Raw genomic sequence first — 26,973 nt, 5'->3', positions numbered from 1 at the left:
CTGCTTAGTCCTCCCGGTGCTCGTTCATCCAAATCAGCTGATGGAACACTTGTTCGGCGGTCTTGCTGTCACGCATGGTACCTACCAGCCCGGCAAGCTGATATAGTGTTGCCATATCGTAAAGACGCGCGCTGAGCACCTGTCCGTTTTCTCGCTTGACCTCACCATAATACACACCGCCTACTTCCAGCTCCGTATGGGTAGCTTCGGCACAAGTCAATGCCGTCAGCGTGACCACCGGGATGCTCTTGGAGCCGTAAGTGATGCAGGCATACACCCGGGTGACCTGCGGCAGGGCATCCACCAGATCCCGGCACAGGCCGATCAGCGTTTCCGGGCGCTGATCCTCCGGCAGGTCGATCTGCCGCACCTGATCTTCTGCAATGCCCAGCTGCGGCAGCTCTTCCAACAGCTGCCGATAGTTGCGGGCGGTATCGGCATTTTCCTGCCGGATGGCCAGTAGCTGCACCGTGTCCCCGGGTTCAAGGGTATCCCGCATCACCTGCACGATGGGGAAACAGGTAGCCGTAGGCGCATCTGCCCGCTCCCGCTGGTACAGCATGGGGTCCAGCTTTCCCTGCAAAGGTACGGTGGTGATATAAGTCTTTAGCACAGGACAACACTCCTTTTTATAAGATCCATTATCAGCATCATACCATGAAACCGCCCCGCGCACAAGGCAGGCTGAATGAATTTATGGCCGTTCTTTTCAGCGCAAAAGCACATCATTGCAATAAAGTGAACATTTTCTAGCCTCTGGCTCTTCAGTTTTGCGATGTTTTGTGATATATTTAGTATACCATCCCCGTAAGGGGGCGAAAACGTGCCCTGAATTTCGTGCTCTGCCTGCTCGATCATACCATCCCCGTAAGGGGGCGATAATCCGACTTCCATGTTCTTGACGTTCATCATACTAGTACTATCCCCGTAAGGGGGCAAACAAAAACAAGACAGGGGAGATGATGTCATTCTATGTACACGCTATGTACACGCTTTTCATGTGTCTCGTTGCGTTGGGTGTAATGAGCATTATTTTTAAGAAAAAGTAATTTTAAGTTTCTTGCTTAACTATCCGCATTCCATGGGCTTTTTCTCTTTGCAATGTCAAGGAGGAATGCCCTATGCTCATCAACTTTACCAATCATCCTTCTGCCCTGTGGAGTGCCGAGCAAAAGGCTGCGGCACAGGTCTACGGCAAGGTGATAGACCTTGCCTTTCCTGCCATCGACCCCGCCACCAACGAGGCCGTGCTGGACTCCCTTGCCACGGTATATACTGACCTCATCCTGCACCTTAGCCCGGATGCCGTGCTCTGTCAGGGCGAGTGTACCTTTGTGTACCGGGTGGCCCAGCGTCTGGAAGCCGCGGGCATCCCCACGCTGGCCGCCTGCTCCCGCCGCAAGAGCCAGGAGACCACCTACCCGGACGGCAGCACCCTGAAGCGCAGCATCTTCGCCTTTGCAGGCTTCCGCCGCTATGGCTCGCCCTGAAAGAGGGTTTTCTTTCTATCCTCCACGGCACAGTTATGATTCAGAATTTATCGTTGTCCTTTTCGCGCGGATTTACTTCATTTCAATAAAGTGAATATTTTTCAGGCATTCAGCTCTTTCATTTTACGATATTCTGTGATATATTTAGTGTACCATCCCCGTAAGGGGGCGAAGACTAACAATGCGGTACATTCGGCTTGGCCTGAATGGTACCATCCCCGTAAGGGGGCGAAAATTGAGACCAGACCTTTCGAACCATCGGCTTCTTGGTACCATCCCCATAAGGGGGCGAAAACCATAATCTTGTACCTCCATGTTGTTGCGTGTTTGGTACCATCCCCGTAAGGGAGCGAAAACCCGAGAAGCAGGGCGGCATCTGCGTCGCCGTGGGTACCATCCCCGTAAGGGGGCGAGAACCCCGCTCAACATACGCCTTACGCTCATCCTTGAGTACCATCCCCGTAAGGGGGCGAAGACGGGCAAGCAAGGCCTCCCAAATCAACCGCTTGGGTACCATCCCCGTAGGGGGCGAAAACTGGACTATTGTTGCAGTCTGGATAGAGATTTTAGTACCATCCCCGTAAGGGGACGATAACGCGAATCTTGCGATTGCGCTTGCTAGCTTTGCGATTGATTGTAACTTATCCCCGTAAGGGGACAAAAAACTCCGCACCAAAAGATGCGGAGTTTTTCTTTTGCAAATCTTAACTCTTTGTCTTCCATGGGCTGTCCCTCTATGAACGGAACGATTGCAGCTGCTGTGATATTTTCTCTGCTGCGGCTTTTGCATAGCTACAAAATGTGTTATAATAAAGCCAATTCCAAGCATCTCTTACAAAATCAGCAAATACGTTTTCCGTTTATTGTGCAATTGTTCCACAATCCGTAAAGGAGATGGTATTTTGAACGTTCTCACCCTGCAGTCCACCTATGGCGGACTGCTGCACGACACCGGCAAAGCGGTGTACCGTGCCGGTGGGCAGCGCGGCAGCCACAGTGAACAGGGCTACCAGTTTTTGCACGGCGTTTTGTTCGGTGCAGGCTGGGCACCGGCGCTGGACTGTGTGCGCTACCACCACGCCGCCGCGCTGCGCGGTGCTGCAAAGGCTCTGCCAGCCGATTCCCCGGCCTATATCGTTTATCTGGCAGATGATCTTTCTGCCGCCGCAGACCGCCGGGAGGTCGAAGGCGAAAGCAGTTCCTTCCGGCGGGATCTTCCGCTGGACTCGGTGTTCACCCACCTGAACGGTTCTCACCCCGGCTGGATGATGCCTGCGCAGCCACAGGACGGCAGCCTGAAGCTGCCACGGCAGCAGCAGCCGCTTTCCGCTTCCGTCTATGCAGATGCCGTACGCAAGCTGAGCGAGTGTCTGCCGGATCTGCAGCCGCAGCCGGAGTGGATCAACTCGCTGCTGGGGCTGCTGGAAACGCAGTTCAGTTGTTTTCCGTCCAGCACCTTTACCGGCGAAAGCCCGGATGTTTCCCTGTTCGACCACGCCAAGACCACCGCAGCCATTGCGGCATGCATCAGCGAATATGTGCAGGCAAACAACATCACCGACCTGCGCAAGGCACTTTTTGAGCAGGAGAAGGATTTTTGCCAGAAGGGCGCGTTTCTGCTCTATACCGCCGATTTTTCCCGCATTCAGAAGTTCCTTTATACTGTCCATACCGAAAACGCCCTGCGCTCCCTGCGCAGCCGGTCGTTCTTTCTGGAGCTGCTCATGGAGCACTATCTGGACGAGCTTCTGGCCGGGTGCGGCGTGTCCCGCGCCAACTTGATTTACAGCGGCGGCGGGCACTGCTATGTGCTGCTGCCCAATACTGCCGCCGTGGCCGATACCCTGACCCGGTGGAACCGGCAGTTCAACCGCTGGCTGCAGCAGCAGTTCGGCACCCAGCTGTTTCTGGCCAACGCATGGACACCGTGCTCCGGCAACGACCTGACCAATACCCCGGCTGAAAAAAGCCCCTACAAAGAGCTGTTCCGCCGGGTGAACCGTCTGCTGGAGCAGCACAAGTTCCACCGCTATACCGCAGAGGATCTGCGGCAGCTGAACAGTACCGCCGCTTACCCGGATGGCCGGGAATGCAAGGTGTGCGGCACCAGTGCCAACCTGAAGGATGATCTCTGCCCTTGGTGCAAACTGTTCGTAGATCTTTCCATTAAGATCCAGAACAAGCGCGTTCTGGTAGTAAGCCGTCAGCCCTCGGCTGCCGATGACTGCACGCTGCCTGCACTGGATGGCGGCAGCGAATATCTGTCCCTGACGGATCAGCTCTCTGCCCGCAAACGGCTGGCTTCCGGCGAGCCGGTCGCGCGTGTATATACCAAAAATGTACCGTCCACCGGCCTTACTTACAGCACCAACCTGTATGTTGGCGATTACACCGCCAGCAATAGCATGGAAGAACTGGCAGAGCAGTCCGAGGGCGTGCGCCGCATTTCGGTCTGCCGTATGGATGTGGATAACCTCGGCCATGCCTTCATCTCCGGTTTTGAACAGGAGAACGAGAAAGACCCGGTCAAACGGATGCACTATGTTACCTTGTCCCGCACCTCGGCGTTCTCCCGGCAGATGTCGCTGTTTTTCAAGTGCTACATCAACGGCATTCTAGAGGGCTTGCATGTAAGCATCGTCTACGCCGGTGGCGATGATGTGTTCCTTGTGGGCGCATGGAACGATGTTCTGGAAGCAGCACAGCGCATCCAGAGTAATTTCACTGCATTTTCCTGCGGGGCACTGACACTCAGCGCAGGCATCGGCATCTTTGATGACCATTACCCCATCCGGCTTTCCGCCGAGGAAACCGCCGCGCTGGAAGAAGCCGCCAAGCATCTGCCCGGCAAAAATGCAGTGGCACTGTTCACGCCGGAGCGCAAAGCCGTCCGGGATGCAAAGGGCAATCTGCTGGTGCAGCCGGAGCAGGGACATATCTATGCGTGGGATACGTTCCGCACAAAGGTCCTGACCGAAAAGGTCGGCTGCCTGCAAAGCTTCTTCGGCAGGGATAACGCTGAGCACGGAAACGCCCTGCTCTACAACCTGCTGGCACTGCTGCGGGAAGCAGAAAACGACCGCATCAACCTTGCACGGTACGCTTACCTGCTGGCGCGGCTCTCCCCCAAAAAGAGCGCGCCGGACTATCCGCTCTACAAGCAATTTTCTCACAGCATGATGGACTGGGCTTTAGACGCCGTGCAGCGTCACCAGCTCATCACCGCAATTTATATTTATGTCTATCAGAACAGAAAGGGTGGCGACACAGATGGCAGGATGGAATGATAATGGCCGCAGCTATGGCGGCGGTAGCTATAACAACAGCCGAAGCGGATATAGCAACAGCTACAACGGAAACCGCAGCGGTTCCAGCAGCTATAACAGCCGTAGCAGCTATGGACCGCAGAAAGAGCTGCCGCCGGAGATCACGCCGAAAAAGGTGCCGGAAGATTATGTAGACGAAGCCGAGCGTATTATGCGCAGCCTGATGAGCCAGCCCAAAAAAGTGACCACTAGCAAGATCCGCAACCTGCTGAGCCTTGTGACAGATATCTATAACGAGGAAAACATCCGCACCGAGGAGAAACTGCGACCCGAAAGTGTGGTCAAGCTCAACCTGATGCGTGTGCGGGTGGCTTACGAGTGTGGACGTGACAATCGTGATGATACTGTAAAGACCTTTGTAAGGCAGACAAACCTGCTGGAATACCTCAAAGGCATTTCCGATGACCGTGCGGATCTGATCCGTTTTGCTCATTACATGGAAGCGCTGGTGGCTTTTCACTGCTACTTTAGCAGCAAGGAGGGGTAATTATATGTATGGAAAAATTCTGATCCGGTGCGATCTGGAAGTGCGCACTGGTATGCACATCGGCGGTTCCTCTGCCTTTTCTGCCATTGGTGCTGTGGACAGCCCGGTGGTGCGTGACCCCTATACCGGTTATCCCATCGTACCCGGCAGCAGTCTGAAAGGCAAGCTGCGTACCCTGCTGGCTCGCAGCACATATCAGGATATCGAAGCAATGGCAAAAGCCGGAAGTTGCGACAAAGACCCCGAGCAAATCCTCCGCCTGTTCGGTTCCTCGGAACCGGTGCGTCGTTCCCGCCTGCAGTTTGCGGATGCCTTTTTGTCCAATGCCAAAGAGCTTTCCAATGTGGGTGTGACCGAGGTCAAGACCGAGAACGCAATTTCCCGTGCAAACTCCGTGGCCAATCCCCGCCAGATTGAGCGTGTGATCGCCGGCGCAAAGTTCGGTGTCAGCATCGTTTACGATGTGACCGACCCGGCACAGGTCGAGGAGGATCTTTCTCTTCTGGCCAAAGGCATGAAGCTGCTGCAGATGGATTATCTGGGCGGCCATGGTTCCCGCGGCAGCGGCCGTGTCAGCCTGAAAAACTTTGCGCTGGAAGGCTATGGCGCGCAGGTGGATCTCAGCCGCCTGAAATCCCTCTTTGATGAGGTGGATAGTTATGAACTATTTTCTGCTTAAGCTGCAGTTTGACACAGCTGTTCATTTCGGAGGAGCCGACTCCGCATTGTCACTTTATACCTCCGAAGAAACCCTGCGGGCAGATACCCTGTTTTCTGCCTTCTGCCATGAGACCCTCGTCCAGCATGGAGAAGAAGCCCTAGAACAGCTTTGTGCGCAGGTCCGGCAGGGAAAATTCCTGCTCAGCGATACAATGCCCTGGTATGGCGAAACGTTTTACCTGCCAAAGCCCATTGCCGCATCGGAATCCACTGAGGAAGTGGAAACCACCCTGCGTAAAAAGGTAAAAAAGCTAGCATGGGTCCCTGTGTTGGAATTTGACCGCTACGCCAGAAGCCTGCATGAAGGTCATTTCACCCCTGACGAGCAACCGGAAAGCTTTGGCACCCACTATGAGCAGACCAAGGCAGCCGTTCCCATGCAGGGGGATACCACGCCGTATCAGGTTGGACTGTTCCGTTTTGCGCCGGACTGCGGACTGTATTTCATCTGCGGATTTACCGAAGATGGTCAGGATGAAGATCTGGAGTATTTGCTGGATTGGCTGGGCGCTACCGGCATCGGCGGCAAAGTCAGCTCTGGTTATGGAAAGTTCCATATTGTAGACAAGATTTATCTGAACGAACCTTTTGACGATCAGACGGAGTGGATGTATCACGCTCTTTCTGCCGAGCATGCTCCTTATCTGCTGCTGAGCACCAGCCTGCCGCAGACAGATGAACTGGATAATGCATTAGAGGGTGCCTCCTTCCAGCTGGTGCGCCGCAGCGGCTTTATGGCCTCCGATCGTGTGGAAACTCCACTGAAGAAAAAAACGCAGTATGCCCTTTCGGCAGGATCTGTCCTGCAAAATCGTTATCAGGGTGCTTTGTATGATGTTGGTTTGTCGGATGTGCATCCGGTATACCGCTATTCCAAACCGATCTTTATGGGGGTGACATTATGATTCAGCAGGATCATCTGCAGATCTTTGACCTTACTCTGAATGTATGGGCACCTCTGTTTGTTGGCAATGGCAGCAGTTATACCAAAAAAGAGTACATGTACAACACCCGCAATGGCAAAGTCTCCTTTCTGGACGAGCAAAAATTTTTCAGCTTTCTGGTCGAGCACGATCTGGTGGACAAGTACGGGCAGTTTATGCTTAGCGAGCAGTCCAATCTCTGGGCATTTCTGAGCAAAGACTGCGGCATTTCCGATGCAGAACTGAAAACACTGACGCGCTATCAGATCGAGGTGGGAGATGCTCTGGATGCTGAGCACTCGCTGAAAGAGATCCATGCCTTCCAGCGTGATGCACAGGGCCACGCCTACATTCCCGGCAGCAGCATCAAGGGTGCGCTGCGTACCGCATGGCTGCTGAGTGCGGTATTGGCTGACCGCAGTACCGGACACAGCCTTGCGCCAAACCGCCGGGCCACCTTTCCGGAAGAGAAATATGTCAACCAGCTGCATCTGCACACTCTGAAAGATGGAAACATCGCTTCGGACGCCGTTAACAGCATTTTCCGTGGCATTCAAGTTTCCGACAGCCTCCCCATCCCGGATACGCAGATGGTCCTTGTCGGAAAATTTGATGCACTTGTGAACGGTTCCTTTGCGAAGGGCAGTAATCGCGGCATCCCCATGTGTCGGGAATGCGCAGCGTCTGGTACTAAGGTACGCTTCAAGCTGACGCTGGATCAGTCGGTGCTGAAGGGGCGCATTACCAAGGAGTCCCTTCTGGAGGCCATTCAGCAGTTTGATACTTATTATGCGCAGACGTATAGCAGGCACTTCACTCCGCCAAGCGGTGCAGTCAACCTGCCGCGGCAGCCACACCTGATCCTTGGCGGCGGCTCCGGCTTTTTTGCCAAGTCGCTGGCGTACCCCTATCTGGGTGAAGAAGAGGGGCTGCGCTGGACGGCAGAACAAATGAAACAAATGTTCCGCAACCACAAGCATGAGCGTGATGCCGAAAATGGCATTTCCCCGCACACCATGAAATATGCTCGCTTTCGTGGTCGGCTTTATCCCTATGGATATTGCGGGGTGAGTATCTTATGATCCAGCAGATTCAACTGGTTTTATCTCCGCCCAATGATGTGCGGATTCCCCAGTCGTGGTCCTATCGTCTGTATGGCTGGCTGATGTCACAGATTTCTTCTGAATTTGGAGAGCAGATGCATCTGCAAGGGGAACATCCCATTGCGCATTTTCTATGTTTTTCACCGGAAAAGCAGTCTTTGATCTGGACGGTCAATCTGCTGAATGACGCTGCTCGACAGGTAGTTTTCCCCGTTTTGGAATCTGCAAAGGAAATCCCTCTGCATGAATTAACACTCCCCGTTTCAGAGGTTCGCATCTTTCCGGCAGTCTCCGCTGAAGAACTGATCCGTTCTGGACGTTCCCACAGCGAAACCCGTGCCAAAATTGCTTTTCTGTCGCCTTGCGCCTTCAAGCAGTCCGGCCGCTATACTATTTTCCCGCAGGAAACTCTGCTTTTGCAAAGTCTGATTGCGCATTGGAACACTGCCTTTCCAGAATATGCCCTTATCGATCCTGATGCACTGCAAGCTTTACAGCAGGGGCTTCATATTGTGGATTATAATCTCCATACCACACGTTATCTGTTGAAAGAAACGCGCATTCCAGCCTTTCAAGGCAATGTGACCATCGAGGCACGCCTTGCACCGCCGCTTCTGGAACTTTGGAACGCGTTGCTCTCTTTTGCATCCCATGGCGGAGTTGGCATCAAAACCACTCTTGGAATGGGAGGCACTGCTGTGGATTTTTATAAAAAAACACCCGTTATATAAGCCTCATTGCTATCGAGAGACTGTTGCACTGCATCAGTCTCTTTTTATTGTAGCATCATACAAATTATCACGAGCTCTATTATTTTTAATAAAAGCAATGCAGATACCGTATATTTTCTGAGATTAAGAACTTCTTTTTCAATCAGATGCGGTTTATCCTCGATCATTGAATATTCTTCTAACGGGCGCTATAATAAAAGAAAACGGTAAGGAAGTGCACCTATGCTCTACCCCGGTCTGTACGAACAGGTCATCAATAACGCACTGAACCGCGAGCTTGCAGAGATCCCGGAAGCCCGCAAGTCTACTGCGCCCATCGACACGGCGGAGGCTGCCAAGGTGCTGGCGCAGTATCTGACCGACGTGGTGCAGAAGGGTCTTGAGAACGTGCAGGACAACGGCGGCGGCATCGAGGCGCAGATCCAGCTGGCAAACCAGATCGTGACCACCATCCAGAACACCACACAGGAAGCTGACTTTGCCGCGCTCGGTGTTGACCAGCGGGCAGAGCAGCTTCTTGCGCTTTTGCAGCAGAATGACCCGCGCCTTGCTACAGGAAAAAGCGCAAAGGACCTTGACCGCCCGGAGACCTCCATTGCGCAAAGTTCCTTGTTTACCGGCGCTATCCATGAGCCGCAGATGTACACGGAGCTGAAAAAGGAGATCGTTTCCGCCGACCGCATTGATATGCTGGTCTCCTTTATCAAGTGGAGCGGCTTGCGCCTCATCATGGGCGAGCTACGGCAGTTTGTGCAAAGCGGCGGTGAGTTGCGCATCATCACCACCTCTTATATGGGCGCTACGGACGTAAAAGCCATCGAGGAGCTGCGCGCGCTGCCCAATACAAAGATCAAGGTCAGTTATGACACCAAGCGTACCCGCCTGCACGCAAAAACCTATGTGTTTTACCGGGACACCGGCTTTACCACAGCGTATGTTGGCTCCTCCAACCTGTCTAATGCGGCAATTTCCAGCGGTCTGGAATGGAACGTCAAGGTGACCCGAAAGGACCTGCCGGAGACCATCGAAAAGATCGCAGCCACCTTTGAAAGCTACTGGAACTCCAGCGAGTTTGAATATTACGATGAAGGGCAGCGGGAAAGGCTGACCCGCGCCCTGAAAGCCGAAAAATACAGCGAGGCCGACCACAGCGGGATCTATACCCTGGATATTTTGCCCTATTCCTACCAGCAGGAAATTCTGGACCGACTGGATGCCGAGCGCACCGTTCGGGGTTACAACCGCAACTTGGTAGTCGCCGCCACCGGCACCGGCAAAACTGTGATCTCCGCACTGGATTACAAGCGCTTCTGCAAACAGCATCCGGGGCAGCCCTGCCGTCTGCTGTTTGTGGCACACCGAGAGGAGATTCTGAAGCAGAGCCTGTACACCTTCCGGGCGGTGCTGAAGGATGCCAATTTCGGAGAACTGTATGTGGGCAGCCACAAAGCCGACAGCATTGATCATCTGTTTGTTTCCATCCAGACCTTCAATTCTCAGGAGCTTGCCGCTAAAACGGCAGCGGATTTCTACGATTACATCGTTGTAGACGAATTCCACCATGCAGCTGCGCCCACCTACCAGAAGCTGCTGGAGTATTACCAGCCGAAGATCCTGCTGGGGCTGACTGCTACCCCGGAACGTATGGACGGCAAAAGCGTTCTGGACTATTTCGGCGGGCGCATTGCCGCCGAGATCCGTCTGCCGGAGGCCATTGACCGGAAACTACTTTGTCCCTTCCAATATTTCGGCGTCACTGACACCGCAGATCTGAGCAGTCTGAAATGGCGTACCGGCGGCTACGACAAAAACGAGCTATCCAACCTGTACACCCTCAGCGGCATGGTGGCGGAGCGCCGCGCTGACCTTGTGGTGAACTCCATCCTGAAATATGTCACCGATATCGACGAGGTGAAGGGTCTGGGCTTCTGCGTTTCCATCGCTCATGCCCAATTCATGGCGCGCTACTTTAATACCCACGGCATCCCGTCTATGGCACTGACCGGCGACTCTCCTGACGAGGAGCGCAACGCCGCCAAGCAGCGGCTGGTTTCCGGGGAACTCCGTTTTCTCTTTGTGGTGGACATTTACAACGAGGGCGTGGATATCCCCGAGGTAAACACGGTGCTGTTCCTGCGTCCTACCGAGTCGCTGACCGTGTTTTTGCAGCAGCTGGGGCGAGGCTTACGTCTGGCAGAAAACAAGGATTGCCTGACTGTTTTGAATTTCATCGGGCAGGCCAACAAAAAGTATAATTTTGAGGAGAAATTCGCAGCACTGCTCTCCAACACCACCCGAAGCGTCAGTCGGGAGCTCAAGGAGGGCTTTGTCTCCGCGCCTAAGGGCTGCTACATTCAGCTGGAGAAAATTGCTGCAAAATATGGTGCTGGATAATATCAGCGCCTCCTATGACCGCACCTCCGGGCTTGTGGCGCGGGCGGCTGCCTTCACCGAGGATACCGGCCTGCCCCTGACACTGGGGAACTTCCTCGACTACTATCATCTTGACCCCCGTGCAATTTACAGCAAAAAGGTCTGCTTCAGCAGGCTGTGCGTCCGCGCAGGGGCGGCATCCGATTTTACAGAACCTTTGGAAGAAACTATGACCAAAGCCTTTGCACGCTTTGCGGTCATCGATTCCCGCAGGTGGATTCGTTTTTTGCTGGGGCTTCTGCCAAAATTGGACAACACCGACTTTGCGGCTCTATCACCAGTAGAGAAGAGGATGATGCAAATGTTCTGTGTAACTCTCTGGGGTAAGGCTGCAGAAAGCTGGGAGGATGAAGAAGTTCTCGATAACCTGTATGCCCTCTCGGATAGTCCCGTTTTGCTGGGGGAACTGCAGGCACTTTTGCAGTATCAATATGACCGCATTGATTTTATCGACGAACCTGTGGATGTAGGCTTTGATTGTCCGCTGGACCTGCACTGCACCTATACCCGCGACCAGCTGCTGGTAGCACTGGACTTTTTGAAGCCCGCCACTGTCCGCGAGGGCGTGAAGTGGCTGCCGGAAAAGCAGCTGGACGTATTCTTTGTGACCCTGAACAAAGCGGACAAGGATTACTCTCCCACCACCATGTACAAGGATTATTCCATTAATGAAAGCCTGTTCCACTGGCAGAGCCAGAGCACCACCGCCGAAAACTCTGCCACCGGGCAGCGCTACATCCATCACCGGGAAAAAGGAAGCCGCGTGCTGTTATTCGTGCGTGAGTTCAAGGCAGATGCCCGTTTTGGCGGGGCAGGAGCGTATACCTATCTGGGCACGGTGAACTATGTGAAGCACGAGGGCTCCCGCCCCATGAACATCACATGGAAGCTGGACCGCCCGATCCCTGCAAAGTTCCTCAAAAAGACCAACAAGCTGGTGGTCGGTTAAAAGGAGAATATCATGAAGGTTGTTCGCGTTGTTGCAGCTGTGATCTGCGACGATATTCAGACGAAACATAAAATTTATGCCACCGCCCGCGGCTACGGTGAGTATAAGGGCGGATGGGAATTTCCGGGCGGCAAAATCGAGCCGGGTGAAACCCCGCAGCAGGCGCTGAAACGAGAAATCAGGGAAGAGCTGGATGCCGAGATCGCGGTAGGCGATTTGATTGGTACCATTGAATACGATTATCCGACCTTTCATCTTTCCATGGACTGTTTCTGGTGTGAGGTGGTCTCCGGCAAACTGGTGCTGAAAGAAGCCGAGGCTGCACGCTGGCTGACTAAAGAGGAGCTTGATTCTGTTCCGTGGCTTCCGGCGGACCAACTTCTTTTAGCGCAAATTCGTCCTGCATTATAATTTTTTATGATAAATTCCTCTCTTTAGCTTTCTCAAATTTCCATTTTTCACCCAGATATAATAATCATGATCCAAAGCCTCTGAGTCGAAAGACTCAGGGGCTTTTTATGTCTGGAGGTGAGCACTTTGTTATTCCGCACCATCACTATCATTATTACCATCGTATTTTAAAGCGCAGCTGCGCAGAAAGGAGAAAGCATTATGAACTTTTGGTCCGAAATCGTCAAAGAGGTTGGCACCGTCCTGGTGGAAGTCCTCGTCCGCATCGCTGAAGAAATGGAAAACAACAATTGATCACAGTACACTGAAAAGGAGATTTTACTATGCCCGCAAATGTTGAAACGATGTTCTCTGTCCGTGAGACCCCTTGGCACGGCCTTGGCCGTATCATCATGGATGCCCCTGCAAGCCGTGAAGCCTTGGAACTGGCCGGTCTGGATTGGCAGGTGGAAAGCCGTAATATCTATTCCGGCACGGGTGCTATGATCCCCGGCTATCGCGCAAATGTCCGCAGCACTGATGATGCTGTTCTGGGCGTGGTATCTGACCGCTACCGCATTGTGCAGAACGAAGAAGCATTTCAGTTCACCGATGACCTGCTGGGTGAAGGTGTTACTTACGAAACTGCCGGTTCTTTGCAGGGCGGCAAGAAGGTCTGGATGCTGGCAAGGCTTCCGAGGAAATATCTTATCGCTGGAGATCAGGTAGTACCATATCTTGTGATCTTCAACAGTCATGACGGCAGTTCTGGTGTGAAAGTGGCCACGACTCCAATCCGTGTGGTCTGCCAGAATACTCTGAACCTTGCGCTGAATACAGCAAAGCGCAGCTGGACTGCACGCCACACCGAAAATGTTCTGCTCCGCGTGCAGGATGCCCGTGAAACCCTGCAGCTGGCCAGCAACTATATGGTTGAACTCGGCAACCGTGGCGAAGAGCTGGCTCGCATCGATTTATCCGATCACAAGGTGCAGGAGTTCATCAATGAGTTTTTCCCGATTTCTGAGGACCTGTCCGATTGCCAGCGGAAGAATAACCTGCGCTTGCAGGAAGATCTGAAGGCTCGCTATTATAACGCACCGGATCTGGAATGGGTCGGCAAAAACGGTTGGCGCTTTATCAACGCAGTCTCTGATTTTGCTACCCACGCAGATCCTCTCCGCAAGACCAAAAACTACAACGAGAACCTGTTCCTGCGCACCGCAGAGGGCAACCCCATGATCGACAAGGCTTACAAGATGGTGCTGGCCGCAGCATAAAGGAGCAAGCCATGAATGATGTAAATAACCGCATTTTCAGGGAATTCACGGAATTTTTTGACAACGTTGAGAAGAGTGCTTCTGAAATCAGCGTTACCATGGCTTATGAGATCACGATGAAAAGTACCATCAGCACCGCCATTATTGTTTTGGAATCCGAGGGCAGACTGGAGGAGCGCTACTGGAACCATCTCAGGGTGCAAAATAATATTCTGGATTTTCTTTATGACCTGTGGGTTGGCTCTTGCCATTCATTGGCCAGCGACTTTTCCACCATCATGAAAGACTTGGTGGAATATGACTTCATTCTTGCGAATCTATTATGAAAGAAAGGATGCAAAGCGCATGAAAAGATTGATTTCAACTTTGAACCTGTCCAAAGAGGATTGGCTCCGCTACCGCAAATGCGGCATTACCGGCACGGATGCCGGGGCTATCCTTGGCCTGAATCCCTACCGCTCGGCATTTCAGGTGTACCACGATAAAATCAGCGATACCATTGAAAATATCGACAACGAAGCCATGCGGCAGGGCCGTGATTTGGAGGATTATGTAGTACAACGCTTCACCGAGGCCACCGGTCTGAAGGTACGCCGAGCAAATGCCATTTACCAGAGTGAGGAACATCCGCTGCTTCTGGCAGATTTTGACCGCCTGATCGTTGGGCAGAAAGCCGGGTTGGAGTGCAAAACGGTCTCGCCGTTTTCTGCGGACAAATGGGCTGATGGAAAAATCCCTGCACATTACATGGCTCAGGTCAATCACTATCTGGCTGTCAGCGGTTTTGACTGCTGGTACATTGCTGCTCTGATTTTCGGGAAGGAGCTGGTGATTCACAAGATCACAACCGACAAAGAAGTTCTGAACAACCTCATTGCCAGAGAAGAGCACTTCTGGAAATACAACGTGATGCCCGAAATTCCGCCTGTACCTACCGGAAGCGAAGGGGATACGCAGCAGATCAATCAGCTGTACTCTGCAGATGATCGAAACAAAACTGCCGATCTGAATCCCATCCGCAATCTATTGGACAAGCGGCAGGAGCTTTCTGATCAAATCGAGCAGATGGGACAGGAGAAAACAGCTATTGAGCAGCAGATCAAGCTGCAAATGCAGGATGCCGCCTATGGCACAGCACCGGGCTATAAGGTGTCGTGGATATCCTCCGAAAGTAAACGGGTAGACTCCCAGCGTTTGAAGAAAGAACAGCCCGATATTTTCAATCGGTACAGCAAGAATGTAAGCAGCCGCAGGTTTACCATTATCCATGCAGCATAATTTTTGTACGCCTATAGACACACAAAATTTGCGCTTCAGCTATTTTTGTTTAATAGAAAAGCACAATACTGTTTACACAACAATAATTGTATGCTAAGATAAGAATATGAGGTGATGCACGATGGTTCTGCGCAAAAGTTATTTGGATAAGATCATTCCTTTTATCGATCAGGATCTGATCAAAGTTCTGGTTGGAATCCGGCGCTGTGGAAAAACAGTCCTTCTCGGTCAGATCAAGGACGTGCTCCTTCAGCGCAACATTCCCGCACAGAACATTATTCAGGCCAATTTTGAGTCCATGCGCTTCCGCAGCACCCGTACTGCAGAAACGCTTTACGACTACATCGCAGAAAAAGCGGAAGGCTGCACCGGCAAAATTTATATTCTTCTGGATGAGATTCAGGAGGTGGAGCGCTGGCAGATTGCAATCAATTCTCTTCGTGTCGATTTCGATTGTGATATTTACCTGACCGGCTCCAATTCCAAGCTGCTTTCCGGCGAATTGGCAACCTATCTTTCCGGACGATACATCCAGATTCAGGTTTTCCCCTTTTCGCTGGCCGAAGCAAAACAGCAATGCATTGAAAACGGAACCTATACTTCGGACGAAAAGCTCTTCGCAGACTATTTGAAGTACGGCGGTTTTCCGCAGCGTTTCTTCCTCCCTGACGATCATTCAATCACCACCTATCTGGACGATCTTTACGAGGCTATCATTGTCCGTGACATCATGCTACGCCACAATATTCGCGAACAGACCGCATTACGTAATGTCCTTGCATTCCTGCTGGACAATATCGGCAATCCGTTTTCTGCCCGTAATATCAGTGGACGCATGGTTTCGGAAGGAATCAAGACAACCACTGCTACCGTACTGAACTACGTTGATTATTTCAAGGAAGCCTTTATCCTTCTGAATGCAAGCCGCTATGATATCAAAGGAAAAGCGCTCCTGTCCAGCACAGAAAAGTACTATGCAGTCGATCTTGGCCTGCGGAATGTTATCAAGAAAAGCGAAAAGCTTGACAGCAACAAGCTGTATGAGAACATCGTATATCTGGAAATGCGGAGCCGTGGCTATGAAGTTCATGTCGGCAAGATGGACGACACCGAAATTGATTTTATCTGCTACCGTGGAGATGAAAAGCTCTATATTCAGGTTGCTTACCTGATCACTCCCGCCGATGAAGAACGGGAGTTCGGTAATCTTGAGCGGCTGCACGACAACTATCCTAAGTATGTTATCAGTGGTGATTTGATGAATTTAAGCCGAAACGGAATCATTCATCGAAACATCATTGATTTTCTGCTCAATCCGTAATTTTCACATCATGGGGCACAACAGTTGACGCTGTTGTGCCCTTTTTTCTTTATCAGAATTGGAGGCATTCTTATGGAAAATCCATTCGTAAAATTATTTGCTATCGACTTCAAAGACCATGTGGAGGTCAAGAAGTCCGGCAATACCGAGCTGAAGTATGTGAGCTGGGCGTATGCCTGGGCAGAGGTGAAGAAGCTGTATCCCGCTGCCAGCTATGAGGTCAAGAAATTCAACGGTCTGCCCTATGTTTATGACCCCATAACCGGCTTCATGGTGTATACCTCGGTCACGATTGAGGGCATTTCGCACGAAATGTGGCTGCCTGTACTGGATGGCGCAAACAAAGCCATGAAAGCTGTGCCTTACACCTATACCACCCCGAAATGGGACTACAATCCGCAGACCCGCCGCCGTGAAAAGATCGGCATGGAAGAACGCACCGTAGAAGCAGCCTCCATGTTCGATGTGAATAAAGCTATCATGCGGTGCTTGGTGAAGAACCTTGCTATGTTTGGCCTTGGCCTGTACGTTTATGCCGGAGAGGATTTGCCGGAAGATGCTGCACCGCAGCCGGAGGCTGAACCTCAAAAGCAGCCGAAACCGAGATCCTCTACCCCGAAGCAGGAACAGCCGCCCATGCCCTGCATCTGTGTCCGCTGTAATCAACCCATCAAGAGAGTTAAGTTGAAAGATGGCTCCATCATGCAGGCGGCAGAACTTGCAGCTACCCATGATGGAATGTGCGCAGACTGCTATAAAGCCACCAGATTGAACGTAGCATAATAAAACTGCTCTATTTCGATGTCACTTGATTCTTGTATGATTCTATATTTCATGGTACACTTACAGTAGTAAGTTCTGAAAGCTCATCTCTATGAGCGGAAAGGAGCATTGCATGGCAGATTTGCAGTTTCCTGTTGGGATCTCAAATTTCTCAGAGATTCGTACCAAAGGATATTATTATATTGATAAGACCAATCTGATTGCAGAGATTCTGGATGGCGGCATTCCTAAAGTCAACTTGATTACTCGCCCTCGTCGTTTCGGAAAATCTCTCGGTATGAGCACTCTCGCAAATTTTCTGGACATCACCAAAGACAGCAAGCAGATGTTTGAGGGATTGGCGATCTCCAAAAATACGGAACTTTGCAAAAAGTGGATGAATCAGTGTCCTGTGGTCTTTTTCTCTTTCAAGGACACGGACGGTCTGACCTTTGAAAGTGCCTATGGAATGCTGTGCATGAAGCTGGCATTTGCATTTCAGGATTATCAGTTTCTTTTGGACGACGATGCTATTTCCGACGATGACAAAGGCATCTTTAAGCGGATTCTGGGACGCACTGCATCAATGGATGAAACCAAAAGCTGCTTTTTGCTATTGACCCGGATGCTGGAAATCCATTTCAAAAAGTCGGCGGTCGTCATTCTGGATGAGTATGATGTTCCCATTGCCAAAGCCAGCAGCAACGGATATTATTCGCAGATGCTGGACGTGATGCGGGCTATGATGAGCACCACGCTCAAAGACAACACCTCCCTCGACTTTGCTGTTGTTACTGGCTGCCTGAAAATTGCCAAAGAAAGCATTTTTACCGGGACGAACAATTTCGTTTCGGATACGATTCTTTCTCCCCGGCTGAGCGAATCCTTTGGTTTCACACAGGCAGATGTAGATCAAATGCTGAAAGATGCTGGTCTTGAATCACAGTCTGCTGAAATCAAGGCATGGTACGACGGTTATCATTTTGGCGATGCAGACATTTATTGTCCGTGGGACGTGATCAGTTATCTGCGAGATTTCCAGTATGGTGTAGCACAGAAGCCGAAAAGCTATTGGAAAAACACCAGCGATAATGCTATTATCCGTTCTTTTATCGACTATGCAGGTGACAATATCACCACGAAGCTCGAAACGCTGATGGCTGGCGGCTCCATTGTCCAGCATATTGAAGAAAACCTGACCTACGATTATCTGCACTCCTCTGAGGAAAATCTTTGGAGTGTGCTGTATCTGACAGGCTATCTGACCAAGGTGCGGGATAAGGATCTGACAGATTCGCTGCCGGATGGCTGCTCTGCGCTGATGATTCCAAATGCAGAGATTCGGGAAATTTTTGAAACCACTGTAAGCAAATGGTTTGATGACAGTGCAAAGGCATGGAACCGCAGCCCTTTGTTTGATGCAGTCTGGAGCGGAAACAGCGAAGCTCTGACAAAAGAAATGACCAAGCTGCTGCGCATGACCATCAGCTACCATGACTATCGGGAGGATTTTTACCACGCTTTCCTTGCAGGCATCTTTACTGGTGCTGGCTATGTGGTAGAATCCAACAAAGAGCATGGCGAGGGTCGTAGCGATGTTATCGTAAAGGATATCCGCAATGGCCGCGTGGCAATTTTTGAAGCCAAGTATGCCAAAACTCTGGATGCTCTGCCAGATGCCTGTGATACCGCCATTCAGCAAATCGACGACCGGATGTATGCGGCAGATTTCAGGGATGACTATGATGACATTCTCTGCTACGGCATCGCATTCTTCAAAAAGCGTTGCATGGTAAGGAAAAAATAATTATCTACTGGGGAGTATCTTTGGATGCTCCCCTTCACTTTTTACAGGACAGTCCAAATGGATTGTCCTGTTTTTATTTGGAGGTACACAATGGAAGAAGAAGTCAAAACCACCGGCTGAGCCGGTGGCTTGAGTAAGCCCTAGAAGGGCATAATACTAGCAAAGCCCCTTAAGGGGCCACGAATGGGTCTGTCAACTGCATTCCTTTCTCGTGGCAGGTCCCTCAAGGGGCCTTTTTATTTACGCCTTAGTTTCCTTGCTACCCGTAAACGGGTCTACGAACTCCTTAAAGCTCAACTGATCGGCAATCTGGTCCTGTTGCAGTTGATTTTTAATGTACTCTTGGATTTTCTTTTTGTTCTTTCCTACCGTATCCACGAAGTATCCCCTGGCCCAGAAATGCCGATTGCCATACTTATACTTCAGATTTGCATGTCTGTCGAAAATCATGAGACTGCTCTTTCCTTTGAGATATCCCATGACGTAGGAAATGCTGTACTTCGGCGGAAAACTTATCAGCATGTGGATATGGTCAGGGCAGGCCTCCGCTTCAATGATTTCAATACCTTTTTGTTCGCACAACTGGCGCAGTATCTGCCCTATATCCTTTTTGATCTGACCGTAAATTACCATTCCCCGATATTTCGGTGCAAACACTATATGGTATTGACATCTCCACGTGGTATGGCTTAAACTATCTACGTCTTTGTTATCTTTCATTTCAAAGATAAACCTCCCTGTTCCTAGAATGTGGTTGGCAAACCCACACTCTATTCTACGGGGAGGTTTCTCTTTGTCTAGGGCTAAAGCCGTTTTTATTCCACCAGCAGAGCTGGTGGTTGTCGCTCGCTTAAGCTACCCAAAAGAAAAGGCCGCTTACCTTTTCAGGTAAACGGCCTTACGTTTGGTGGAGCATTGTCCACGGCACTCGAACCCAACACTTCCTCACGGGTGACCGTTTTGGCATCATCCGTGAAGTTGAAATTGAGTACGACCCGGTCATCAAAGACGTAGACCGAGTTGACAAAGGTATCAATGATCTGCCGCTGGTGTTCCGTGCTGCCCACGTCACCCTTGCGGAATTTTTCAAGCCAGAACCGAATCCACTCACGGGTCAGGACGGGCTTTTTCAGCTCTTCTTCCAGAATGCTGGTGTTCAGGGCTTCTTTCCGGGCTTCCAGCTCGTCCAACCGCTGCTTGGTGGTCGAGGTCAGGATGCCCTGTTCAATGGCTTCCAGAAGGTTTGCGAGCCGTTTCTCCGTATCCCGGAGCTGCTCTTTCAGAACAGGCAGCCGGGTGTTCTCCTGCTGCTGGGCTTCCATGACCAAATCTATCAGCCGTTCGATAATTTCATCGCTGAAGATCACCTTAATGGCGGTGTCCACCACGAACCGTTCCAGCGGCTCCTTGCGGATAGCCTTCAGGTCACAGTGCGCCTTGCCGTGGCGCTTGGCGTTGCCGCACTTGTAGTAATAGTAGGTGTTTCCCATGTGGCTGGTGCCGCTTTCGCCACCCATCAGGGTGCCGCACTTGCCACAGAACAGCTTAGTGGTCAGCAGATAGCTCACATCCTCTTTTGCAGGCCGACCGTGGGCGATCCTGTTCTGCTCGAAACGCTGCTGCACCCGGTCGAACAAATCCTGATCAACAATAGCCGGAATGCCGCCCGGCGTCACAATGTCCTTGTAGCGGTATTCGCCGATGTAGCGGCGGTTGCGGAAGATCTGGAAGAAGCTGTTCTTTACGAACGGCTTCCCGGTGCGGGTACGCAGGCCGCGCTCATTCAGGGATGCTGCAATCTTCTCAGCCGGTTCGCCGTCGGCGTACCGGGTGAAGATCTCTTGCACGATGGGAGCCGTCTCCGGGTCGATATGGTACAGCCTGTCCTCCTTGCCAATGGTGAAGCCCAGCGGCACCACACCGCCGTTGTACTTGCACTGGAGGGCGTTTTCGCGCTCACCGCGCGCCACTTTCAGGGCGAGTTCGGCGGAATAGTATTCCGCCATGCCAATCAGCATACTCTCCACCATAATGCCTTCAGGCCCCTGCGAGATGGGTTCCATGACAGACACCAGATGGACACCGTTCTTTTCCAGCTGGTACTTGTAGTTCACGGCATCGAATCGGTTCCGGGCAAAGCGGTCCAGCTTCCAGACCAGAACTACGTCGAAGATTTTCTTTCCGCTGTCCTTGATCATCCGCTGAAAGTCTGGGCGGTCATCCGTTTTGGCAGAGTAGGCACGGTCAATGTAGGTGCCGACCACGGTGATGCCGTTCTTCTCGGCGTAGTCCTTGCAGTCGCGCAGCTGTCCCTCAATGGACGCTTCACGCTGGCTGTCGGATGAATAGCGGGCGTAGATCACGGCGGTCATGGTTGCACCTCCTTGGCGCGTATTCGACTTGCCTTTATCGTATCGGGTCAAGCGCAGCTTGTCAACAATCTGCGAGCAGATTGAAATGTGAAAATTGCGAAACGCAGCGAAAAAGGTGAGAGCAAGAATCGTCCCGTGGCCACAAATTTTCAATTCTTGAAAATTCTTGCCACTTTGGGACAGCTTCTTGTTGGGGCGTGCCTGCCCCAAACCCTGCTGGAACGAGTACGGCAAACTGGAATTTATAGTCCTCTCAAAACCAATTTGCTTTTTCTTCTCGAAATACGGGAATATCACTATCTCGATATGGATTGTAATTATGAAGATTGCAACCAAACTCTTTTAATGATTTTATTTTGTTATCCTGTGTCCATACAATTAAAGATATTCCGTCAAATTCTTCAACATTTCCATTATTCATTTTGCTTTTAAAATACCACTCCACGATTGTTTGATTGCCTTGATGAAAAAATTGCTTAATCTCCCAGACAAGAACACTTCCGCGTGTATTCCATTCGTCAAACCAGTGCTTTACCGTTTTGCGGTTTTCATATTTAGGACTCCAACTCTCAGTATATACAACATCATCTGTAAAAATATTGTCAATTCCTAAATCTGCTTTCTTAATCCACATATCAAACCATAATCGGATAATTTTTTCTCTCTCGTTCATAAAGTACCTCCATAACTTCCGATTTACTGGGCTAAGCCGAGTATACCACACTCCACCATGAAAGAACACCCCGATATAGTGAAATTTTGCCATTTTTCTGCGTACGTGCGTACACGATCCGCAGGGATTCTAAGGGGCTTGACCCCTTAGCACACGGACTTTGGAACAAAGTCTAGTGTGTTACACCTTGCCAGAGGTGTACAGGCTCCCGGTACGCACGTACGCAGCAATTGCCATCAATGCGCCATATAGATGGCGATCAAGTTCGCACAAAGCGACCTTGATCCCGCAAAACAAAAGGCAGGATACCACCGTCATAGTGATACCCTGCCTTTGCTCGTTTAATGCTCTGTGTAGTCCTTCCGCAGAACTTCCGATAAACAAAAAACGTACCCAAACCCTTTCTCATAGAGAATCGGGTTCGAGTACGAACTGTATGGTGGAGAATTAGGGACTCGAACCCCAGACCCCCTGCGTGTGATGCAGGTGCTCTAACCAGCTGAGCTAATCCTCCGAATCGGAACAAGAGAATTATACCACAACCGAAGTGGATTGGCAAGCCCTAATTTTGATTTTTTCGCAATTTTTTCCCACTGCGAGGCAGTTGCTCTTTTGCGCAAAATAGTGTATACTGAAATTGCGCATTCCAGCGCAAAAAGAGAGGTTTTTTCAATGCTGACACTTCGTGGGATCATTACCATTCTGGTGCTGGCAGGGCTGTTTGCCCTGGCAGTGGTCTGGATTTCCAAGCAGGGCGGCTGGAAAGGCGAAGGCTGCGGCGGCAACTGCGCCTCCTGCCACCAGCACTGCGATACTCCGGAAAAGAAAAAGCACTGACTGCAATGCCCCCGGATGGCTGTCCGGGGGCATTTTGCGTCACAGGGCACCGTAGCGGGCGGCAAAGACAGCTACAGTGCTCAGCAGATCGAGCTGGGCTTTCTGGTAGGTGGTGCGTCCGATGCAGAGCCGCTCCAGCACATCCTCCTCCTTGCGGCGCTCCAGGTAGCGCAGCTGGAGCAGGCCTGCACGGATGGGGTCGGCGGTGCGGTAATACTCCTGCGTCTGCTGGATGGCCCGGGCCCAGCCCCAATTGGCCGGGCTGCGGGCCCACTGGCGGGTACCGTAGTTCTGCAGGGCCTCCCGGGTCTTTCTGCGCTGTTCAGCGGTCATCACGCCGCCCCCTTTCTTTGGCACATCCGGGTGCCCGGGCCAAAGAAGCAGGCATCCCGCTGTTCCATGGTCAGCCCCAGCATGGCAGAAAGACGGTCGGCTTCGCTGACTTTGAAATCGCTCTCGTCGTTCAGCTTCTGATGCAGGGCGCTGCTGCTGATGCCCAGCACCCGTGCCACATGGCCCAGCTTGAGGCCCTGGCTTTCAATGTAGGCGCGGATCTGTGTGGTATTTGTCATCAAAGGTTCTCCTTTCATCTGGATCTCTGCGTGTCGTTTCACAATCTTTGGTTGTATTATAGTTCGACGTTGATTTTTTGTCAACTATTTTACCAAAATCGCGCGAAAATCGTTGATTTTTAAGAACTTTTCTGATATACTCACGGCAGAACATTCTTTTTCAAGAAAAGCGAGGTCTCTGCCATGTCAGAACTTTCCCGCCGTATCTTACAGCGTCGGCTCGAGCTGGGGCTCTCTCAGGAAGAGCTTGCCCAGCGGATGGGCTACCGCTCCAAATCCTCCATCACCAAGCTGGAAAAAGGGGTCAACGACATCCCGCAGTCCAAGGTGGAGGAGTTTGCCGCTGCATTGGAGACCACACCCGCATGGCTGATGGGGCTGGAAAACACTGCGTTTGTCCCGCCGGGGTTTGAGCCCCTGCCCGAAATGGTGCGGGTGCCGCTGGTGGGCAGCATTGCCTGCGGCTCCCCCATCACCGCCGAACAGAACATCGAATGCTACATCGGTGTTCCTGCCGCATGGCACGCCGACTTTGCCCTGACCTGCCACGGCAGCAGCATGGCCCCCACCATCTGCGATGGTGACATCGTCTGCATCCGCTGCCAGCCCGAGGTGGAGCAGGGCGAGATCGCCGCCGTGCGGATCGGCGACGAGGCCACCTTAAAGCATTTTCACCGGCAGGGCGACACCGTTATGCTTCTGGCCGACAACGCCGCCGTCTGCCCGCCCATGATCTATGCCGGGCCACAGTTGAACGAGATCCAGATCGAGGGCAGAGCCGTGGGCTTCTGCAGAGGTTTATAATATGAGCAACGAAACCATGACCCTGAAGGTCATCGCACACATCCACACCGCCTTCCCCACCAAGTTCGGCATCCCCCGGCAGAGCGGGCTGGTGGACGGCCTGCGGGGCGAGATCATCTTCACCCCGGAATACCGCAACGCCGATGCCCTGCGCGGACTGGAGGATTTCAGCCACATCTGGCTGGTGTGGCAATTCTCCGGCGCGGTGCGGGAGAGCTGGTCTCCCACCGTCCGGCCCCCGCGCCTGGGCGGCAACACCCGGATGGGCGTGTTTTCCACCCGCTCCCCCTTCCGGCCCAACCCGCTGGGCCTTTCCAGCGTCAGGCTGGAGTCCATCGAGCACCGCCCGGAGGTGGGCCCGGTGCTCATCGTGCGGGGCGCAGACCTGATGGACGGCACCCCCATCTACGACATCAAGCCCTACATCCCCTACGCCGACTGTCACCCGGACGCGGCGGCAGGCTTCACGGCACAGACCCAGACGCACAGGCTGCAGGTCGAATGCCCGCCGGAACTGTGGGAGACCGTGCCCGCCGCCGAGCGGGACGGCCTGCGGGGCGTGCTGGAAAACGACCCCCGTCCCTCCTACCAGCACGACCCGGAACGGGTATACGGAATGGAGTTTTCGGGATTGGAAGTCCATTTTGTCGTAGATGGTGCTGTTCTGACCGTGACCGGCATCACCCGCCGCTGAGAGGTACCGCCGTGGAACTGCGTACCATCAACACCTTTTTGCATATTGCGGAGCTGCACAGCTTTTCCCGTGCGGCACGGGAGCTGGGGTATTCCCAGTCGGCAGTCTCCGCGCAGGTGGCCCAGCTGGAAGCCGAATTGGAAACGCCGCTCTTCGACCGGGTGGGCAAAACGGTTCGCCTGACCGATGCCGGACAGACCTTTCTGACCTATGCCCGTTCCCTGCTGGCCACTGCCGAGCAGGCCAAGGCGGCCCTGCAGCCTGCCCGGCAGGTCAGCGGCACCCTGCGGGTGGCACTGGCGGATTCGGTCTGCAGCACCTTTCTGCCTGACCTGTTGCAGCGGTATCACGCCCTCTGCCCACAGGTAGAGCTGGTGCTCCGTACCGCCACCGACGATGAGATGCTCCAAATGCTAGGCTCCAATCAGATTGACCTGGCATACACGCTGGACAAGCCGCTGCTGCAGCCCAGCTTTGTGCTGGCCGTGGATGAGCCGGAGCCTATCTGCGTGGTGGCCCCCGCCGGGCACCCATTGGCCGGGCAGGCGGAGGTCACGCTTCAGGAACTGGCCGGGCAGGAATTCCTGCTGACCGAGCGGGGCATGAGCTACCGCGATGCCCTCGACCAGTGCATGGCGGCGCAGGGGCTGGCCATCAAGCCCTTCCTCGAACTTGGCAGCGCTTCCCTGCTCTGCCAGATGGTCGAGCACGGCATGGGGCTCTCCTTCCTGCCCGAGTACATCGTGCAGAATGCCCTCGCCGCCGGAACGCTGGCCCGCCTGAATGTCCCCGCCTGCCGCGTGGAGATGCGGCGGCAGCTGTTCTACCACAAGGATAAATGGCTCACCCCCCAGATGAAAGCCTTCATTGCGCTGGTGCAGAGATAAAGACAGCGATAAAAAATAAGCCTTTCCGTTGGTGTCACACTGTGAGGTGCACCACACGGAAAGGCTTGTTATTTACATTATTTTTTCAACAGGTCGGAAAGGCACTGCACCGTCCGGCCATGGTAGCCGGTGACGGTCTCGGCGTGGAGCAGGCTGCTCAGGACGCTTTCCTCCACACACTCGGCCACTGCCCGGAACAGCGGGTTGATGGCATCATCGTGGAGCATCTCCATGGGCAGGAGGGCTTTGTCCGAGTAATGCGGCATCCGGTTGGCCGTGGTAAAGGCCAGAACGATCTCACCCGAACCGTTGCCGCAGGCACTGCCGGTGCGGGAAAGCCCCACCAGCGCCCGGTGGCAGAGCCGCCGCAGCTGGCGCTCGCTCAGGGGGATATCCGTTGCCAGCACCGTGATGATGGAGCCCTTGTCCTCATGGGGCGGGATGCGGGCTTCCAATAGCTCGTGGATGGGTGTGCCCGCCACGATGAGGTCATCGAAGGTGGCGTGATTGGAGAGCACCAGTGCCCCGATGGTGTAGGACTTACCGTCCAGCTCCACCAGCCGGGAGGCAGAACCGATGCCGCCCTTCAGCCCATGGCAGCGCATTCCGCGTCCGGCACCCACTGCACCCTCGGCGAAATCGGCTTTGCAGTCTGCCAGAGCGGCAGCCACATGCGCCTCGGTGACATGCAGGCCCCGGATATCGTTCAGGCCGCTGTCGTTGCACTCGCAGACGACCGGGTTCACACTGCCGGTGGTCTCGCAGATATCGGGGTTGCGCTCCAGCATATATTTGACCAGCGCCGTCTCCACAGTGCCCACACTCAGGGTGTTGGTAAACAGGATGGGGGTCTCCAGCGTGCCCAGCTCATCGATCTGGACAAGGCCGGTGGTCTTGCCGAAGCCGTTGATGACATGGCAGGCCGCCAGCACTTTGTCATGGAACACATCCCCGGGGTGGGGCAGCAGCGCGGTCACACCGGTCTGGATGTCGCCATCCGCCAGTGTGCAATGGCCCACCGTCACGCCCGGCACATCACTGATCTTATTGCGCCCCCCGTGGGGCAGATGCCCCACCCGGAAGCCCCATTCATTCTTATCGATTCCCATAAAAACCTCTCCGTCCTTGCTTTAC

General features: G+C 52.9%; 26 protein-coding genes, 1 tRNA gene and 1 pseudogene. 19 read left to right on the top strand and 9 right to left on the bottom strand.

Translation table 11 applies throughout. The annotated features are described in order from the left end of the window. Positions 1 to 4: 4 nt before the first annotated feature. Positions 5 to 613: a TM1812 family CRISPR-associated protein gene (locus J3353_RS07990; protein ID WP_207684613.1), complete on the bottom strand. Its 609-nt coding sequence runs from the start codon at positions 611 to 613 to the stop codon at positions 5 to 7. Further along, positions 607 to 912, bottom strand: coding sequence for a hypothetical protein (locus tag J3353_RS07985; RefSeq protein ID WP_207684612.1), 306 nt, complete (start codon positions 910 to 912; stop codon positions 607 to 609). Before J3353_RS07985 ends, J3353_RS07990 begins: the two co-directional genes overlap by 7 nt. Before the next feature lie 209 nt (positions 913 to 1,121). Here J3353_RS07985 and J3353_RS07980 point away from each other — a divergent pair, with 209 nt between their 5' ends. The 15 genes and pseudogenes from J3353_RS07980 to J3353_RS07910 all read left to right on the top strand — a co-directional run bounded on the left by J3353_RS07980 (position 1,122) and on the right by J3353_RS07910 (position 19,000). Then, complete coding sequence (locus J3353_RS07980) at positions 1,122 to 1,490, top strand: hypothetical protein (RefSeq protein WP_207684611.1); 369 nt, start codon at positions 1,122 to 1,124, stop codon at positions 1,488 to 1,490. A 902-nt stretch (positions 1,491 to 2,392) separates the two neighbouring features. Then, positions 2,393 to 4,777 carry a type III-A CRISPR-associated protein Cas10/Csm1 gene (gene cas10 / locus J3353_RS07975; RefSeq protein ID WP_207684610.1) on the top strand — a complete coding sequence of 795 codons (2,385 nt, stop codon included), beginning with the start codon at positions 2,393 to 2,395 and terminating at the stop codon, positions 4,775 to 4,777. After that, positions 4,761 to 5,303, top strand: a complete 543-nt coding sequence (gene csm2, locus J3353_RS07970; protein ID WP_207684609.1) for a type III-A CRISPR-associated protein Csm2 — start codon at positions 4,761 to 4,763, stop codon at positions 5,301 to 5,303. The genes cas10 and csm2 overlap by 17 nt, the downstream gene beginning before the upstream one ends. Positions 5,304 to 5,307: 4 nt before the next feature. Then, positions 5,308 to 5,982, top strand: a complete 675-nt coding sequence (csm3, locus tag J3353_RS07965; RefSeq protein ID WP_207684608.1) for a type III-A CRISPR-associated RAMP protein Csm3 — start codon at positions 5,308 to 5,310, stop codon at positions 5,980 to 5,982. Beyond that, complete coding sequence (gene csm4 / locus J3353_RS07960) at positions 5,963 to 6,928, top strand: type III-A CRISPR-associated RAMP protein Csm4 (protein WP_207684607.1); 966 nt, start codon at positions 5,963 to 5,965, stop codon at positions 6,926 to 6,928. Before csm3 ends, csm4 begins: the two co-directional genes overlap by 20 nt. Further along, the gene (gene csm5, locus J3353_RS07955) at positions 6,925 to 8,028 is read left to right on the top strand and encodes a type III-A CRISPR-associated RAMP protein Csm5 (protein WP_207684606.1); all 1,104 of its coding nucleotides are present in this window, start codon (positions 6,925 to 6,927) and stop codon (positions 8,026 to 8,028) included. The genes csm4 and csm5 overlap by 4 nt, the downstream gene beginning before the upstream one ends. Beyond that, a complete protein-coding gene (cas6, locus tag J3353_RS07950) occupies positions 8,025 to 8,780 on the top strand; it encodes a CRISPR system precrRNA processing endoribonuclease RAMP protein Cas6 (RefSeq protein WP_207684605.1) in 756 nt (251 codons plus the stop codon). Before csm5 ends, cas6 begins: the two co-directional genes overlap by 4 nt. Before the next feature lie 222 nt (positions 8,781 to 9,002). Then, positions 9,003 to 12,162 (top strand): annotated as a pseudogene (locus J3353_RS07945) (DUF3427 domain-containing protein). Positions 12,163 to 12,174: 12 nt separating this feature from the next. After that, positions 12,175 to 12,573, top strand: a complete 399-nt coding sequence (locus J3353_RS07940) for a (deoxy)nucleoside triphosphate pyrophosphohydrolase (RefSeq protein ID WP_207684604.1) — start codon at positions 12,175 to 12,177, stop codon at positions 12,571 to 12,573. 323 nt (positions 12,574 to 12,896) lie between these two features. Next, positions 12,897 to 13,832 carry a DUF932 domain-containing protein gene (locus tag J3353_RS07935; protein WP_207684603.1) on the top strand — a complete coding sequence of 312 codons (936 nt, stop codon included), beginning with the start codon at positions 12,897 to 12,899 and terminating at the stop codon, positions 13,830 to 13,832. An 11-nt stretch (positions 13,833 to 13,843) separates the two neighbouring features. Beyond that, positions 13,844 to 14,158 (top strand): DUF3848 domain-containing protein, encoded by a 315-nt coding sequence (locus tag J3353_RS07930; RefSeq protein ID WP_242700898.1) that lies wholly within the window; start codon positions 13,844 to 13,846, stop codon positions 14,156 to 14,158. Positions 14,159 to 14,177: 19 nt separating this feature from the next. Further along, the gene (locus J3353_RS07925; protein WP_207684602.1) at positions 14,178 to 15,110 is read left to right on the top strand and encodes a YqaJ viral recombinase family protein; all 933 of its coding nucleotides are present in this window, start codon (positions 14,178 to 14,180) and stop codon (positions 15,108 to 15,110) included. 121 nt (positions 15,111 to 15,231) lie between these two features. Next, positions 15,232 to 16,431 carry an ATP-binding protein gene (locus tag J3353_RS07920; protein WP_207684601.1) on the top strand — a complete coding sequence of 400 codons (1,200 nt, stop codon included), beginning with the start codon at positions 15,232 to 15,234 and terminating at the stop codon, positions 16,429 to 16,431. A gap of 72 nt (positions 16,432 to 16,503) precedes the next feature. After that, positions 16,504 to 17,214, top strand: coding sequence for a DUF1071 domain-containing protein (locus J3353_RS07915; protein WP_207684600.1), 711 nt, complete (start codon positions 16,504 to 16,506; stop codon positions 17,212 to 17,214). Positions 17,215 to 17,326: 112 nt separating this feature from the next. Further along, complete coding sequence (locus tag J3353_RS07910; RefSeq protein WP_207684599.1) at positions 17,327 to 19,000, top strand: AAA family ATPase; 1,674 nt, start codon at positions 17,327 to 17,329, stop codon at positions 18,998 to 19,000. 240 nt (positions 19,001 to 19,240) lie between these two features. On the opposite strand, the gene tnpA is transcribed toward J3353_RS07910, so the two are convergent. The 4 genes from tnpA to J3353_RS07890 all read right to left on the bottom strand — a co-directional run bounded on the left by tnpA (position 19,241) and on the right by J3353_RS07890 (position 22,559). Continuing rightward, entirely contained in the window at positions 19,241 to 19,720 is a 480-nt protein-coding gene (gene tnpA, locus J3353_RS07905; RefSeq protein ID WP_207684598.1) for an IS200/IS605 family transposase, read from the bottom strand. A 164-nt stretch (positions 19,721 to 19,884) separates the two neighbouring features. Beyond that, positions 19,885 to 21,372 (bottom strand): recombinase family protein, encoded by a 1,488-nt coding sequence (locus J3353_RS07900; protein WP_207684597.1) that lies wholly within the window; start codon positions 21,370 to 21,372, stop codon positions 19,885 to 19,887. Positions 21,373 to 21,625: 253 nt separating this feature from the next. After that, positions 21,626 to 22,045 (bottom strand): nuclear transport factor 2 family protein, encoded by a 420-nt coding sequence (locus J3353_RS07895; protein ID WP_003864537.1) that lies wholly within the window; start codon positions 22,043 to 22,045, stop codon positions 21,626 to 21,628. Positions 22,046 to 22,482: 437 nt separating this feature from the next. Further along, a tRNA-Val gene (locus J3353_RS07890) sits at positions 22,483 to 22,559 on the bottom strand. 158 nt (positions 22,560 to 22,717) lie between these two features. Between J3353_RS07890 and J3353_RS07885 the strand changes: the two genes are divergently transcribed. After that, complete coding sequence (locus J3353_RS07885; RefSeq protein WP_098924342.1) at positions 22,718 to 22,882, top strand: FeoB-associated Cys-rich membrane protein; 165 nt, start codon at positions 22,718 to 22,720, stop codon at positions 22,880 to 22,882. 39 nt (positions 22,883 to 22,921) lie between these two features. On the opposite strand, the gene J3353_RS07880 is transcribed toward J3353_RS07885, so the two are convergent. Together J3353_RS07880 and J3353_RS07875 are read right to left on the bottom strand one after the other, a co-directional pair. Further along, on the bottom strand, positions 22,922 to 23,215 hold the full coding sequence (locus J3353_RS07880) for a hypothetical protein (protein WP_005935258.1): 294 nt from the start codon (positions 23,213 to 23,215) through the stop codon (positions 22,922 to 22,924). Then, the gene (locus J3353_RS07875; RefSeq protein WP_099357280.1) at positions 23,215 to 23,454 is read right to left on the bottom strand and encodes a helix-turn-helix transcriptional regulator; all 240 of its coding nucleotides are present in this window, start codon (positions 23,452 to 23,454) and stop codon (positions 23,215 to 23,217) included. The genes J3353_RS07880 and J3353_RS07875 overlap by 1 nt, the downstream gene beginning before the upstream one ends. 183 nt (positions 23,455 to 23,637) lie before the next feature. Between J3353_RS07875 and J3353_RS07870 the strand changes: the two genes are divergently transcribed. Genes J3353_RS07870 through J3353_RS07860 form a run of 3 tightly spaced genes read left to right on the top strand, consistent with a single transcriptional unit; the run spans position 23,638 to position 25,839 of the window. Beyond that, on the top strand, positions 23,638 to 24,258 hold the full coding sequence (locus J3353_RS07870) for a LexA family transcriptional regulator (RefSeq protein WP_005935252.1): 621 nt from the start codon (positions 23,638 to 23,640) through the stop codon (positions 24,256 to 24,258). Position 24,259: 1 nt separating this feature from the next. Then, the gene (gene tsaA, locus J3353_RS07865; RefSeq protein WP_207684596.1) at positions 24,260 to 24,952 is read left to right on the top strand and encodes a tRNA (N6-threonylcarbamoyladenosine(37)-N6)-methyltransferase TrmO; all 693 of its coding nucleotides are present in this window, start codon (positions 24,260 to 24,262) and stop codon (positions 24,950 to 24,952) included. An 11-nt stretch (positions 24,953 to 24,963) separates the two neighbouring features. After that, positions 24,964 to 25,839 carry a LysR family transcriptional regulator gene (locus J3353_RS07860; protein WP_207684595.1) on the top strand — a complete coding sequence of 292 codons (876 nt, stop codon included), beginning with the start codon at positions 24,964 to 24,966 and terminating at the stop codon, positions 25,837 to 25,839. Positions 25,840 to 25,916: 77 nt separating this feature from the next. Here the strand turns inward: J3353_RS07860 and J3353_RS07855 are convergent, their stop codons facing one another. Then, on the bottom strand, positions 25,917 to 26,948 hold the full coding sequence (locus J3353_RS07855) for a P1 family peptidase (RefSeq protein ID WP_207684594.1): 1,032 nt from the start codon (positions 26,946 to 26,948) through the stop codon (positions 25,917 to 25,919). Between the last annotated feature and the right edge of the window lie 25 nt (positions 26,949 to 26,973).

It is taken from the genome of Faecalibacterium sp. Marseille-Q4137, assembly GCF_017377535.1.
Classification (GTDB): Bacteria; Bacillota; Clostridia; order Oscillospirales; family Ruminococcaceae; genus Faecalibacterium; species Faecalibacterium duncaniae.
This window is presented reverse-complemented; position numbering and strand designations above follow the sequence as displayed.

What these genes read in the sequence shown, in the direction of transcription:
- csm5 (WP_207684606.1), top strand. Translation starts at nt 6,925, where the DNA reads ATGATTCAGCAGGATCATCTGCAGATCTTTGACCTTACTCTGAATGTA.
- J3353_RS07870 (WP_005935252.1), top strand. Translation starts at nt 23,638, where the DNA reads ATGTCAGAACTTTCCCGCCGTATCTTACAGCGTCGGCTCGAGCTGGGG.
- J3353_RS07915 (WP_207684600.1), top strand. Translation starts at nt 16,504, where the DNA reads ATGGAAAATCCATTCGTAAAATTATTTGCTATCGACTTCAAAGACCAT.
- J3353_RS07910 (WP_207684599.1), top strand. Translation starts at nt 17,327, where the DNA reads ATGGCAGATTTGCAGTTTCCTGTTGGGATCTCAAATTTCTCAGAGATT.
- csm2 (WP_207684609.1), top strand. Translation starts at nt 4,761, where the DNA reads ATGGCAGGATGGAATGATAATGGCCGCAGCTATGGCGGCGGTAGCTAT.
- J3353_RS07900 (WP_207684597.1), bottom strand. Translation starts at nt 21,372, where the DNA reads ATGACCGCCGTGATCTACGCCCGCTATTCATCCGACAGCCAGCGTGAA.
- J3353_RS07925 (WP_207684602.1), top strand. Translation starts at nt 14,178, where the DNA reads ATGAAAAGATTGATTTCAACTTTGAACCTGTCCAAAGAGGATTGGCTC.
- J3353_RS07920 (WP_207684601.1), top strand. Translation starts at nt 15,232, where the DNA reads ATGGTTCTGCGCAAAAGTTATTTGGATAAGATCATTCCTTTTATCGAT.
- csm4 (WP_207684607.1), top strand. Translation starts at nt 5,963, where the DNA reads ATGAACTATTTTCTGCTTAAGCTGCAGTTTGACACAGCTGTTCATTTC.
- J3353_RS07880 (WP_005935258.1), bottom strand. Translation starts at nt 23,215, where the DNA reads ATGACCGCTGAACAGCGCAGAAAGACCCGGGAGGCCCTGCAGAACTAC.
- csm3 (WP_207684608.1), top strand. Translation starts at nt 5,308, where the DNA reads ATGTATGGAAAAATTCTGATCCGGTGCGATCTGGAAGTGCGCACTGGT.
- cas6 (WP_207684605.1), top strand. Translation starts at nt 8,025, where the DNA reads ATGATCCAGCAGATTCAACTGGTTTTATCTCCGCCCAATGATGTGCGG.
- tsaA (WP_207684596.1), top strand. Translation starts at nt 24,260, where the DNA reads ATGAGCAACGAAACCATGACCCTGAAGGTCATCGCACACATCCACACC.
- J3353_RS07885 (WP_098924342.1), top strand. Translation starts at nt 22,718, where the DNA reads ATGCTGACACTTCGTGGGATCATTACCATTCTGGTGCTGGCAGGGCTG.
- J3353_RS07875 (WP_099357280.1), bottom strand. Translation starts at nt 23,454, where the DNA reads ATGACAAATACCACACAGATCCGCGCCTACATTGAAAGCCAGGGCCTC.
- J3353_RS07895 (WP_003864537.1), bottom strand. Translation starts at nt 22,045, where the DNA reads ATGAACGAGAGAGAAAAAATTATCCGATTATGGTTTGATATGTGGATT.
- J3353_RS07930 (WP_242700898.1), top strand. Translation starts at nt 13,844, where the DNA reads ATGAATGATGTAAATAACCGCATTTTCAGGGAATTCACGGAATTTTTT.
- J3353_RS07935 (WP_207684603.1), top strand. Translation starts at nt 12,897, where the DNA reads ATGCCCGCAAATGTTGAAACGATGTTCTCTGTCCGTGAGACCCCTTGG.
- J3353_RS07980 (WP_207684611.1), top strand. Translation starts at nt 1,122, where the DNA reads ATGCTCATCAACTTTACCAATCATCCTTCTGCCCTGTGGAGTGCCGAG.
- tnpA (WP_207684598.1), bottom strand. Translation starts at nt 19,720, where the DNA reads ATGAAAGATAACAAAGACGTAGATAGTTTAAGCCATACCACGTGGAGA.
- J3353_RS07855 (WP_207684594.1), bottom strand. Translation starts at nt 26,948, where the DNA reads ATGGGAATCGATAAGAATGAATGGGGCTTCCGGGTGGGGCATCTGCCC.
- J3353_RS07940 (WP_207684604.1), top strand. Translation starts at nt 12,175, where the DNA reads ATGAAGGTTGTTCGCGTTGTTGCAGCTGTGATCTGCGACGATATTCAG.
- J3353_RS07985 (WP_207684612.1), bottom strand. Translation starts at nt 912, where the DNA reads ATGATGAACGTCAAGAACATGGAAGTCGGATTATCGCCCCCTTACGGG.